Genomic DNA, 12826 nt, shown 5'->3' on the forward strand with positions numbered 1-12826 from the left:
TAATGCGTTGCACGCTGGGGAACACAAATATAACCATCAGGAGCACTTTTCAAAAATATATGGCATTTTATTTGATAAAATAATCTAAAATTCCTCAATTGAAAAGAATACTTACTGTTGTTTTTCCCTTTGTTTTATTAATTTCTTCATGTACCTGGTTCAAAACCACACCTGAAGTAGGGATTATACTTGCCGATCATTTTAAGAATAAAATCTATAAAAACTTCGATACCGCTGCCTATAATCAGGTTTTCAGGAAAACCCTAGACTCACTTAAGCCTAAGTTAAGTAACCCGAATACATTAGGTAAATTTTACGAGAGTGAGGACATGAATACGACCTTGGTTACACGCTTTTTCGTTGATGGTCAGCTGGATACACTTGCTGCTTATGTCGGGAATAGTAAACTACATGGATACAAACCTTCCTTATTTGGTTATACCCGACTCACAGATTTGTTGGAAGAGTTACGCGGGAACCAGTTTAAAAATATAGAAGAGGCTTATCCTGTGATCGCTGAATTGGAGCTGTTCAGTGCTTCTGCCTTGCTGAAGTATGACACTTTTGTCGGTTTTGGCAGCATTAACCCGAGGAAAGTGCTGAACAGGTATTATGTGACGACAACCCGCCCTGACTCCGTTTATCTGTCGGGTCTGTTGAAAGTTGAGAATTTGGAGAAACATCTTCAGCAAATACAACCCCGCAGTGCTAATTATCTCGCATTGCAGCGCAGTCTTGGGGATCTGGAAAAAAGCAGCAACCCCAATTCGGAATTAATTAAAACTACGCTGGTCAATATGGAGAGGCTGCGATGGAAGATTCCGGGGATCGGAAATGAATATGTCGAAGTGAATATACCTGATTACAGTCTGACCTGGTATAAAGATAATGATACACTCTCCTATATGAAAGTATGCGTGGGGTCCCGGAGGGAGCTTGCTTATGAGGAGAAGATCAAAGCGTACAATCGTACAGGAAAGCTGGATGATAAACCAAAAAATCATCAGACGCCTATCTTGCTTAGTAAATTTAACTCCATACAGGTGAATCCAATCTGGAATATTCCGGTAAGCATTGCCCAGAATGAGATTTATTATAACGCCGCGCGTGATCCTTATTATCTTTCCAACAACAATATGCGTGTTTATTATAAAGGCAAACTGGTTGCAGACCCAGATACGATTCAATGGAGTAAGTATTCCCGTGAACGTCTTCCTTTTCAATTTAAACAAGGTTCCGGAAGTGGAAATGCACTAGGTAAATTCAAATTTATTTTCGAGAATGGCTCGAGCATTTATCTGCACGATACAAATAATAAGTCTGCATTCAACCGCTCAGTTCGCGCGGTTAGTCATGGTTGTGTGAGGGTGGAGAAACCGCTGGAGTTTGCAGAAAACCTACTTAAGAGCAAAGCAGAATATGATCAGCTTCGCATGGAAGTAAATTTACCTCCCCTAGATACGACCAAAATGAAGGTTTATCAGAAGATTCTCCAGAAAAAGGCGGACACAGTGAATGCATTTCAACTCAAGCCTAAATGGTTTGGTACACGGAAAGGAATATCTATTTTCCTGAATTACAGAACCGCCTGGGTACAAAACGGCAAAATGGTTTACAGGAATGATGTTTACGGATTGGATGATGCTCTTTATAACGCTATGAAAAAATACAGATAATATTTCTACATTTGTTTTTTAATGAATTTCGTCTGCCCGGTTTATATATTTTCAGTACTGGTACCGGCCATTCCGATGACTATTCTATTCCTTTTTCCTATCTTTTTCATTTATTTCTTTCGCAATAATCCGTTGATAAGTTTTTCGGCTTCCGGGAGTCTTTCGACGTTTTTATTAATTGATTTAACAACGATAGCGTATGAAATGAATATGCAGCCGATGCTTGATGAAAATTACCTAATTTTGCGGGTAGTGCTGTCTAAAGGGAATTCAACTGATTCGAATTTTTTAACCATTAAAAACATAAGAAAACATGAACCTTCTGCTTAAAGGCGTAACCATAGCTGATCCTAACAGCCCTTTCCATGAAAAAAACTGTGATGTTCGCGTGGTACAGGGTAAAATTGCATCTATTCAAGGTAAACTGAGCCCGCAAAAAGGTGAAGAGGTTATCGACGGTAATGGTGCTGTGCTTTCACCTGGTTTTTTTGATCTGAACTGTTTAACAGGAGATCCGGGTTTTGAAGCAAAGGAAGATCTGGATTCTGTAGCTGCAGCAGCGCAGGCCGGTGGATTTACCGGGCTCACCTTAATGCCGCAGACAAAACCAGTCGTACATTCAAAGGCGCAGGTGGCTTATCTGGTCAATAAAGCGGCAGGATATCTGGTCGACATTCATCCTATAGGAGCAATCAGCCAGGATCTGGAAGGTAAAGAACTAGCCGAATTATATGATATGAAGCTTGCAGGTGCAGTTGCGTTCTCGGACGGAGCAAAGCCTGTGGTTGATGATGGATTTATGAGCCGGGCGCTACAATACAGCAAAGGCGTTAACGGCCTTTTAATGGTACACCCCGAGAATAAATCTATTGCTGGTAAATCCCAGATCAATGAAAGTAAAATAAGTGTATTATTGGGCATGAAGGGTGTTCCCGCACTGGCAGAGGAAATGCAGATATCCAGGGATATTTTTCTTGCCACTTATCATGATGCCCCGATTCATATCAGTACCATCTCTACCGCCGGCTCTGTTAGCCTGATTAGAAAAGCGAAGAAAGATGGGATAAAGATTTCCTGTGATGTAGCTGCACATCAGCTGGTCTTTACAGAGGAGCTTTTAAATGACTTTGATAGTAACTATAAGGTGAAACCACCATTACGGGACAAAGCAGATATCAAGGCTTTGCTTGCGGGCTTAAAGGACGGAACTATTGATGCGGTATCTTCACAACACCGCCCTCACGAACCAGAACATAAACAGGTAGAATTTGAAATTGCTGCTTATGGTATTATTGCTTTGCAAACCGTACTGCCTCTGCTATTCAAAGCCGGGCTTACCGTGAATCAGATCGTAGAAAAATTAAGTATCAACCCGCGCAGGCTGCTTGGTCTATCCATTCCGGTGATTGCTGAAGGAGAGCTTGCCAATTTTACGCTCTTTAATCCTTCTCAAACCTGGGTTTATGATCAGGCTCAAAACTATTCTCTTTCATCAAACACACCTTTACTAGGAGAAACATTAACCGGTAAAGTTCAAATGGTTTATAACAATAATCAATTTCAAGTATATGGATAATAAAGTTAACCGCGCATTAGTCGCTTCATTAGATAAATTTGCATCACTTTCTGGTCAGGATTCTTCCACTGTTAAACAAAGTCTAATTGAAGTATTCAGTAAAGAGCAGGGGTTCCTGGAAAAAGTAGAAGCATTTGACGCTGTCTTTGATGAGCATCCATCTTTTGAGGAGCTGAGAGAAGTATTCTTTGATCTGCTCATGATCAACTTCTTTGCAAGTGATATGAAGCGTTTAGAAGAAGATTACCTCGAAACAGAAGAATGGGCAAATATCGAAGAGGAAACAATAGACCGTGGCACTGAGTTGCTAAATCTGTTATTGTATATCAATGAATGCCATGACGAGCAAATCAAGCCTGAACTGGGAGATTTCCTGCGTGAATTCCTTTTAGTGGAAGAAGATGAATTCCAGGACGAGTTTCATATTTATGAAGATCTGATCAGCAATCAGCAGCTGGCAGAAAGCAGTATCGAAGATATTTGCGCCCATAAGGGTATGATCGACCTTGGAGAGGAAATGGAAGAGTTGTTTATACCTTTTATGAGTTTCTTCAATCAGCCAAAAGCGAACGATCAGGCTTACGAGGATTTGTCTAACTTCAGTACAAATAAAGAATTCGATACTGCGGTTTACGAACTGATTACAGTATTTAATCAGAAAAACTAAATTTACAGCTATGGAAACAAATCTGCTGAATCAAAATGGTCTGCTTAGATCTGAAGCAATTAAGAATGGAGTTATCATGGCTGCTGTCAGCCTGGTGATTTTTCTGGCGATCAATTACACTGTGCCTCACTTAATGGGGTCTACTGCATTATCTATTGTAAATATTGTTGTAGGAATTGCGCTGGCTGTATTCTTCTCGCTGGATATGCGCAAAAAAGCCGGTGGTTACTGGACTTTCAGCGAAGCCTTGTTACACATATTTATTATGTTTCTGGTTTCTGCGGCAATTGTTTACGTCTTTACAATCCTTTTTGGAAAGTTCATTGACCCTACTTATCCGGAGAGAATGAAAGAGCTTATCGCAGGTAAAACTGAAGATATGTTAACTAAACTTGGTGTGGATGACAGCAGAATGGAGGAGATGATTGCGACTCAAAATCAGCAGATGGAAAGTCAGTTTAATCCTACACTTTTCCAGGCTATCGTTGGGTTTGGTATTCAGGCAATTATGTATGGAATAGGGGCAATGATTTTTGCTGCGATCTTCAAGAAGGCCAGACCAATGTTCGTTTCTGACGAGAATTAGGCTAATAATTTTTTTTGCGTGCAGGTTTTATCATTATAAATGATAAAATTTGCGCGTTAATTATCAAATACATTTTTATACCTGCATGGATATATCTATTGTCATTCCCTTATATAATGAAGAAGAATCCTTACCTGAACTGACCGACTGGATCTCCAGGGTAATGGACAAAAATGGCTTCTCCTACGAAATTCTTTTCGTAGATGATGGGAGTACAGATACCTCATGGCAGGTTATTGAGAATCTAAAGGTTAGCTATCCATCTGTTAAAGCAATTAAATTCAGACGTAATTACGGGAAATCTGCGGCATTAAATGTAGCATTTGCTGCGGCTTTGGGCGATGTTGTGATTACGATGGATGCCGATTTGCAAGATAGCCCCGACGAGATCCCAGAACTTTACAGGAGAATAAAAGAAGAAAAGCTGGATCTGATCTCCGGTTGGAAGAAAAAACGTTACGATCCGATAACCAAAACCATTCCCACTAAATTATTCAATGCGGCGACCAGGCAGATGTCCGGTATTCAGTTGAATGATTTCAACTGTGGGCTTAAAGCTTATCGCAGTGATGTGATTAAGACTATTGAGGTATATGGTGAAATGCACCGGTATATTCCTGTGATTGCTAAATGGGCAGGATTTAAAAAGATCAGTGAGCAGGTTGTGGAGCACCGTGCAAGAAAATATGGTGTAACCAAATTTGGGTTCAGCCGGTTTATAAATGGCTTTCTTGATTTACTGTCGATCTTTTTTGTCGGAAAATTCGGTAAAAGGCCGATGCACTTTTTCGGTTCGCTGGGCGTATTGAGCTTTTTAATCGGCACAATCATGGCTCTCTGGATTATTGGTGAAAAACTTTATCATATTTCAATGAGCATCCCGATTAAAAGGGAGGTGACAGACCAGCCAGGGTTTTATATAGCACTGGTAGCCATTATCGTTGGATCACAATTATTTCTTACTGGATTTGTAGCCGAGCTGGTCACAAGGAATGCGACAGAACGCAATCAATACCTGATTGAAAAAGAAATTGTCTAATTTATGTTCTTTTCTATAATCATTCCACTATATAACCGGCCGCAGGAAATTGACGAGCTACTCTCAAGCCTGTGCTTTCAGACTTATCAGCAGTTTGAGGTGCTTGTTATTGATGATGGATCTGCTGTACCCGCAAAGGAGATTGTAGAGGCATACGCTGACAAGCTTGATGTGCATTATCACTACAAGCCAAATGCCGGGCAGGGTTTTGCGAGGAACTTTGGATTTGAAAGAGCGAAAGGAGATTACTTCGTTATTTTTGATTCTGACTGCTTGATTCCTGAAGATTATCTGGAAATTGTTTCTTCGTATTTATTTACTCATCAGCTGGACGCTTACGGGGGGCCGGATGCTGCACATGAAAGTTTTACTGCGGTGCAAAAGGCTATCAGTTATGGAATGACTTCTGTATTTACAACAGGGGGTATCCGTGGTAATAAGCAGCACGTAGGCCAGTTTCACCCTAGAAGTTTCAATATGGGGATATCGGCAGAAGTCTGGAGGAAAACGGGTGGTTTTATTTTAACCAGGCTGGGAGAGGATATAGAATTCAGCATTCGTATACATGAATCCGGATTTAAAATCGGGCTCATTCCCGGTGCGAAGGTTTTTCATAAAAGACGGACTAGTATGCTTCAGTTTTATAAACAAATCCATTTTTTCGGTCGTGCAAGAATCAATATCTATAAACACTTTCCCGCTCAATTAAAACCAGTTCACTTTTTTCCTGCACTGTTTACCATTGGAGTAGGTGTTTTAGTTTTGTTGAACCTTTTCGGTGCTCCGCTGGCACATACCGGGAATGTTTTTCTTCTGGTATACTTTATGCTGATATTTTTTCATTCCCTGTATCTAAACCATTCATTTAAAGTTGCTTCGCTGAGTATCGTGTCTTCATTTATACAATTGACAGCTTATGGACTGGGGTTTATTCAGGATTTTTTCAAGAGACTAGTATTTAAACAACTATGATAAATTATCTAAAGGAGAGTACGTTTACCGTTAACGAAGTAATTGGAAAGGCCTGGGAAGTAACCAAGAGAAACTATTTCTCTATCGCGACCCTGTGTTTTCTGATGTTTATTACCTCCAATGCGTCCGGGCTAATGGCCTTTTTAATCAAGGACGTCAACATCTATTTAAGCATACTGATGGCTTTCTTTTTTATGATGATGTATTTCACGCTCAATCTTTCTCTGTTGAAATACATATTTCATTTACTAGACGATGAGGAGAATGATGTCAGCATTGTGAGCACCCTACCTACAAGACAGCAAATTATTAGATTCATGGTAAGTATGCTTTACTTTATGCTGGTTATCGTTGGCGTGTACGCGATCGTTATTCTTGCAGCTTTCCCTTTTATATATACAGGTATAAGAATGGAAGTCATTACTAACATCGCGGTTTCGGTAGGTATAGTTGCGATTTTTATAACCTGGATCAGAATATCTTTCTTTCCTTTTTTTATTATTGACAAAAACCAGAGCCCTTTTGCAGCCATCAAGTTCAGTTTGGCTATTACCAAAGGTAACTTTACAAAAATTCTGTTACTGCTGCTGGTATTGGGCGGTTTTTACGTGATGTGTCTATTACTGATAGCACTCAAATTACCGGTTATCGCATTTTTTGTCAATATCCTAAGCTCATTCATCATTGTTCCGTTGTCAAGTGTGGCATTGACTATTGCTTATCGCTGGATGATGAGTAAATATGATGGCGAGGGAGAACCCGATATTATTCATAACATAGTTTAAATCCAAATGGGATTAAAAGCGGCATTAAGTAAACCCTTTGCAGCCTATGTTGTCTGGCGGATCAATCGCTGGAAGAACAACGCAGTTGCTGCACAGCAAGAGGTTCTCCATCATCTGGTAGCAGAAGCCGGCAATACGGCATTCGGCAAAGACCATCATTTTGAACAGATCCGTAATTATAAAGACTTTAAGAAACACGTTCCTGTAAGGGACTATGAAGAATTGCGCCCTTATATTGACCGCGTGGTGGCGGGAGAAGCAGATGTGCTCTGGAAGGGTAAACCGGCGTATTTTGCGAAAACTTCCGGAACAACTTCTGGTGCCAAATATATTCCGATCTCAAAGGAGTCGATGCCTGAGCATATAAAAGCTGCAAGAAACGCCTTGTTAACTTATATACATGAAACAGGCAATGCGGACTTTGTAAATGGAAAGATGATCTTTTTACAAGGCAGTCCTGTGCTGACGAAAAAGAATGGCATTAATGTAGGACGGTTGTCGGGGATAGTGGCAAATCTGGTACCTGCTTATCTGCAGAAAAATCGCTTGCCTTCTTATCAGACTAATTGCATAGAAGATTGGGAAGAAAAGGTAGATGCAATTGTAGCGGAAACCATCGATCAGAATATGACACTCATTTCTGGAATTCCACCCTGGGTACAAATGTATTTTGACAGGCTGACTGAGAAGTCCGATGGAAAAAAGATTAAAGACATCTTCAAAAACTTTGAGCTCTTCGTATATGGGGGTGTTAATTACGAGCCATATCGCGCAAAAATTGAAAACAGTATTGGGAAAAAGATTGATGCTATTGAGACTTACCCTGCTTCAGAAGGATTTATAGCCTATCAGGATTCCCAGCATGATAAAAGTTTATTACTACTTGTACAGGCAGGGATATTTTATGAATTTATACCAGCTTCGGAATATTACAATGAAAATCCGTCCCGTCTAAGTCTGGAAGAGGTGGAGTTGGATACGAACTATGCCTTGATTTTAAACACGAATGCAGGATTATGGGGATATAGCATTGGGGATACTATAAAGTTTGTTTCTAAAAATCCGTATAAGATTATGGTTACTGGAAGGATTAAGCATTATATTTCCGCTTTCGGTGAACACGTGATCGGGGAGGAGGTCGAACAATCTTTATTGTCGGTTGCGAATGAGCTGGGTGTTGGTATAACAGAATTTACCGTTGCTCCGCAGGTTAATCCTGAAGCAGGTGAATTGCCATATCACGAGTGGTTTATAGAGTTTTCAGCCCCCCCTGCTGATCTGTCTGCTTTTAGTAAAAAAGTTGATCAGGCGCTCCAAAAGAAAAATATTTACTACTTTGACCTGATTGAAGGGAAAATTCTGCAGCCGCTGGTGATCAGATCCCTTCAGAAAGATGCCTTTGTTACCTATATGCGAGCTGAAGGTAAACTAGGCGGGCAAAATAAAGTACCCCGTTTGTCCAATGACAGAAAAATAGCAGACGGGCTTATTCATTTGACCAGAAAGATTTGAAAAATATAGCAATACTTGGTTCTACGGGATCCGTAGGTACCCAGGCTCTGGAGGTAATCAGGGCTAATCCGGATTTGTATAATGTGACAGTTTTAAGTGCACATTCCAATGCAGATCTGCTGATCGCGCAGGCTCTTGAATTTAAACCTGAGCTGGTCGTTATAACTTCCGATGCTAAATATGCAGAGGTTAAAGAAATGCTTGCCGGACATGGCATTGCAGTTCATGCCGGAGAAGAGGCATTGTCAATGGCCGCGGCCTATGAGAATGTAGACCTTGTGCTCACAGCTATAGTGGGCTCCGTCGGACTTCGACCTACCATAGCAGCCATTCGCGCCAGAAAATCAATTGCGCTGGCCAATAAAGAAACTTTAGTGGTCGCCGGAGAATTAATCACAAGACTGGCAGCTGAATACGGCGTAGAGATTTTGCCTGTAGATTCTGAACACTCGGCAATCTACCAATGTCTGGTAGGGGAGAAAATTGATTCTATTGAGAAGATCTACATTACAGCTTCTGGCGGACCTTTCCGTGGGAAGGACAGGAATGATCTGCTTAAGGTAACAAAAGAACAGGCACTTAAACATCCAAATTGGGTAATGGGTGCTAAAATCACAATAGATTCCGCATCCCTGATGAATAAAGGACTGGAAGTTATAGAAGCCAGATGGCTTTTTAACCTCCGTTTGGATCAGATTGATGTAATTGTCCATCCGCAGTCTGTCATACACTCACTAGTGCAGTTCAATGATGGTTCTATCAAAGCCCAGTTAGGTGTCCCAGATATGAAATTGCCAATTCATTATGCAATGGCCTACCCGGACAGAATAGAAACGCAATTTCCACGTTTTAACTTCATGGATTATCCCGAACTTACGTTCTATAAACCTGATATGGAGACATTCCGTAATCTTGGACTTGCTTACACTGCCCTGGAAAAAGGGGGGAATATGCCTTGTATAATTAATGCGGCAAATGAAATTGTGGTTGACGCTTTTCTTCATGACCAGATCGGATTCCTGGAAATGAGTGACGTAATCGCACAATGTATGTCCGACCTGGAATTTATTCAACAACCAGACCTGAACAATTACTTAGAAACAGATCGTCATACCCGTATATTTGCCAGGGAACTGGTTTCTAAAAAACATCTAGCTATCTAAATTTTCAATTAAAAACTCTAAAATAATATATGAACGGATTAATTATGGTTGCCCAGTTATTATTGGGCCTATCAATATTAGTAATCTTACACGAATTAGGTCATTTTCTTGCGGCACGTGCTTTTGGTATTAAAGTTGAAAAATTCTATCTCTTTTTTGATGCGTGGGGATTTAAATTATTTAGCATTAAACGCGGTGGTGTCGAATACGGTATAGGATGGCTTCCCTTGGGCGGTTATGTAAAAATTGCCGGAATGATTGATGAGTCGATGGACAAAGAGCAGATGGCGCTTCCACCTCAACCATGGGAATTCCGGTCTAAGCCAGCATGGCAGCGTTTAATCGTGATGCTGGGTGGTGTTTTTGTCAATATTGTAGTTGGTATCTTTATCTTTTGGATGCTTGCCTTTAAATTTGGTGATACCTACATTCCAAACAGCTCTGTTAAAAATGGAATTAATGTCGGTGTGATCGGAAAGGAAATTGGGCTGAAAGATGGAGATCATGTGCTGGCGATAAACGGAAAGAAAGTGATTCGTTTTGATGAGATCACGAGTTCGAATATACTTTTAAGCCACACGACCTTAACAATTGACCGGAGTGGTAAAACACTGGAAGTTAAAATTCCCGACAATATTCTTAACAAAGTGGCGGATCTGGGTTTGGAGGAATTGATTAGTCGTACTCCGTTGCGTCTGCCTAAACTTGATACCATAATTGCAAACAGGCCTGCTGCTGCTTCTGGATTATTGAAAGGTGATTTAATTACCAGCATAAACGGTAAAGCCGTTAAATACGATGCAGATGTGTCTGACGCTTTAAAAGCCCAAAAGAATAAAGAGGTGCAGATAGATGCGATGCGCGATGGTGTTGCGAAGCAATTTACTGTGAAAACAGACAGTCTGGGAACGATAGGTATTGGTTTTACATTAGGCGATCTGAAGTTAGAAACTATTCAATATGGCTTCTTTCAGGCATTGCCGATTGGTGTGAATCAAGCCTGGGTAACTTTCACTGACAATGCAAAAGGTATTTCAAAAGTGTTAACCGGGAAGATTAAAGCTGATAAAGCATTTTCCGGCCCTGTAGCAATAGCACAGAAGGTTTATGGTGGAGTTTGGGTATGGTCGCATTTCTGGGCTTCTACAGCGCTTATTTCAATCGCACTGGCATTTATGAACCTGCTTCCTATTCCTGCTCTGGATGGTGGGCATGTTGTATTCCTGATTGTAGAGATGATTAAAGGGAAACCGCTTGGAGATAAATTCATGGAGGGCGCGCAAATGGTAGGATTTGTAATTCTGTTATGTCTAATGGTGTTTGTTCTTGGTAATGATATTTTCAAGGCATTTATTAAATAAATAGATGGACTATTTTAGTTTTTACGACTTGCCGGTGTCTTTTCATCCTGATCCTGCAAAAGTTAAACAGCAGTTCTATGCTTTAAGCAAGAAATATCACCCGGATTTCTATATCAATGAGTCTGAAGAGAAACAGGCAGAAGTTTTGGAATTATCTACCTTGAATAATAAGGCGTACCAGTTGTTAAGTGATCCGCAAAAGCGACTGCATTATATCCTGGAACTAAAAGGCATGCTCACTGAGGGAGAGCAATATAATCTTCCTCAGGAGTTTCTTATGGAAATGATGGAAGTTAATGAGGAACTGATGGATCTGCAGTTTGATCCTGATGCTGCTAAATTGGCCGCAATTAAGGCGCAGGTAGCCGAAATATCCTCAACTATGGACACTATGCTGGATAGACTTACAGACGGCTTCGAAGGACAGGATTCTGCTGCTCAGGAGGAGACGCTTAAAGAAGTAAAAGATTTATATTTAAGAAAAAAGTATCTGACCCGTATCAATGATAGTATTGTAAAATTAGATGCTGTAAGATAAGGTGTTAGAATAGTGTAAAAAAGAAAGATAACCGGTCAGAGATGAACCGGTTTTTCTATTTTTGGGACAAACTCAAATTATGAATACACTATCAATCTTTAGAAAAGTAGCCGTTGCAGAAGGTATATCTTATATCGCCTTGCTTTTTATTGCCATGCCGATGAAGTATTATATGGACATGCCTCTGGCTGTTAAGTATACTGGCTGGGCACACGGGTTATTATTTGTACTGTATGCCGCATTAGTAATCATATGTCTGGTAGAGTATAAATGGAGTATTGGTAAGGCTGCTTTGATATTTTTAGGTTCATTGCTGCCTTTCGTGCCATTTTATATAGATAAAAAGCTAAAGGAAGAGCCTGTAGATCAGCCTAAAGCATCTTAATTGTATTTTTATTGAAAATAAGCCTTGGAAATGCTGGTGCGAATATATAGATTTGCGTCCCGCTAATAAGGAAATGCCCGGATGGCGGAATTGGTAGACGCGCTGGTCTCAAACACCTGTGGGAAACCGTGCCGGTTCGACTCCGGCTCCGGGTACGACCCCTCTCTAAATCACTTAGAGAGGGGTTTTTGTTTTTTATCTAATTTACAATTTGCCTGTATTGCGGATCAAGTCAAAAACTTGTGGACTAAGGGTGTTTTTAAGCATAAAGTTGGGTGAGGCGATACAAGAAAAACTCAGTGCTTCTTACTCCTCTAAACTGGCTTCTAAATGCCTTTATCTTTGCATTGAAAGACTCAGCTGAAGCATTCGTGGAACGACTATCAAAGTAGTTTAGGATGGTTTCATAATGGTGCTGAATGGATCTTGAAATCGTATTGAACGACTTAAAGCCTGATTGCCTTACCGCCTCATGCCATTTGGCAAGTCTTGCCAGACCATAAAGTTTGTCGGTGGTTTTCTCGAAGATGTTACTCAGGTTTAGGCTTAAGTTGTAAGCTTGCTTA

The 12826-nt window shown here is 40.5% G+C and carries 13 protein-coding genes and 1 tRNA gene; 13 read left to right on the forward strand and 1 reads right to left on the reverse strand.

All coding sequences use genetic code 11. The annotated features are described in order from the left end of the window. Positions 1-98: 98 nt before the first annotated feature. The 13 genes from BM192_RS18235 (at position 99) to BM192_RS18300 (ending at position 12415) form a co-directional block, all read left to right on the forward strand. A complete protein-coding gene (locus tag BM192_RS18235) occupies positions 99-1676 on the forward strand; it encodes a L,D-transpeptidase family protein (protein ID WP_051760006.1) in 1578 nt (525 codons plus the stop codon). A 313-nt stretch (positions 1677-1989) separates the two neighbouring features. Then, positions 1990-3252, forward strand: coding sequence for a dihydroorotase (locus BM192_RS18245; protein WP_037442117.1), 1263 nt, complete (start codon positions 1990-1992; stop codon positions 3250-3252). Then, on the forward strand, positions 3245-3919 hold the full coding sequence (locus BM192_RS18250) for a hypothetical protein (protein ID WP_037442116.1): 675 nt from the start codon (positions 3245-3247) through the stop codon (positions 3917-3919). Before BM192_RS18245 ends, BM192_RS18250 begins: the two co-directional genes overlap by 8 nt. 10 nt (positions 3920-3929) lie before the next feature. Next, positions 3930-4505: a DUF4199 domain-containing protein gene (locus tag BM192_RS18255; RefSeq protein ID WP_037442114.1), complete on the forward strand. Its 576-nt coding sequence runs from the start codon at positions 3930-3932 to the stop codon at positions 4503-4505. A gap of 85 nt (positions 4506-4590) precedes the next feature. Then, positions 4591-5544 (forward strand): glycosyltransferase family 2 protein, encoded by a 954-nt coding sequence (locus BM192_RS18260; protein WP_074591387.1) that lies wholly within the window; start codon positions 4591-4593, stop codon positions 5542-5544. A gap of 3 nt (positions 5545-5547) precedes the next feature. Then, on the forward strand, positions 5548-6516 hold the full coding sequence (locus BM192_RS18265) for a glycosyltransferase family 2 protein (protein ID WP_037442112.1): 969 nt from the start codon (positions 5548-5550) through the stop codon (positions 6514-6516). Next, positions 6513-7301, forward strand: coding sequence for a hypothetical protein (locus BM192_RS18270; RefSeq protein ID WP_037442110.1), 789 nt, complete (start codon positions 6513-6515; stop codon positions 7299-7301). The genes BM192_RS18265 and BM192_RS18270 overlap by 4 nt, the downstream gene beginning before the upstream one ends. Before the next feature lie 6 nt (positions 7302-7307). After that, on the forward strand, positions 7308-8813 hold the full coding sequence (locus tag BM192_RS18275; RefSeq protein ID WP_037442108.1) for a GH3 auxin-responsive promoter family protein: 1506 nt from the start codon (positions 7308-7310) through the stop codon (positions 8811-8813). Then, positions 8810-9976 carry a 1-deoxy-D-xylulose-5-phosphate reductoisomerase gene (locus BM192_RS18280; RefSeq protein WP_037442106.1) on the forward strand — a complete coding sequence of 389 codons (1167 nt, stop codon included), beginning with the start codon at positions 8810-8812 and terminating at the stop codon, positions 9974-9976. Before BM192_RS18275 ends, BM192_RS18280 begins: the two co-directional genes overlap by 4 nt. Positions 9977-10005: 29 nt before the next feature. Continuing rightward, on the forward strand, positions 10006-11337 hold the full coding sequence (gene rseP / locus BM192_RS18285) for an RIP metalloprotease RseP (RefSeq protein WP_037442094.1): 1332 nt from the start codon (positions 10006-10008) through the stop codon (positions 11335-11337). A gap of 4 nt (positions 11338-11341) precedes the next feature. Continuing rightward, the gene (gene hscB, locus BM192_RS18290; protein WP_037442092.1) at positions 11342-11875 is read left to right on the forward strand and encodes a Fe-S protein assembly co-chaperone HscB; all 534 of its coding nucleotides are present in this window, start codon (positions 11342-11344) and stop codon (positions 11873-11875) included. A gap of 79 nt (positions 11876-11954) precedes the next feature. Continuing rightward, the gene (locus BM192_RS18295) at positions 11955-12260 is read left to right on the forward strand and encodes a DUF3817 domain-containing protein (RefSeq protein WP_037442090.1); all 306 of its coding nucleotides are present in this window, start codon (positions 11955-11957) and stop codon (positions 12258-12260) included. A 75-nt stretch (positions 12261-12335) separates the two neighbouring features. Next, positions 12336-12415 (forward strand) — tRNA-Leu (locus tag BM192_RS18300). Positions 12416-12519: 104 nt separating this feature from the next. Here the strand turns inward: BM192_RS18300 and BM192_RS18305 are convergent. Next, positions 12520-12826, reverse strand: a 307-nt coding sequence (locus tag BM192_RS18305) for a transposase (protein ID WP_139218460.1), incomplete at its 5' end; no start/stop codon positions are given.

This window comes from Pedobacter antarcticus (assembly GCF_900112985.1).
GTDB classification, from domain to species: domain Bacteria; phylum Bacteroidota; class Bacteroidia; order Sphingobacteriales; family Sphingobacteriaceae; genus Pedobacter; species Pedobacter antarcticus.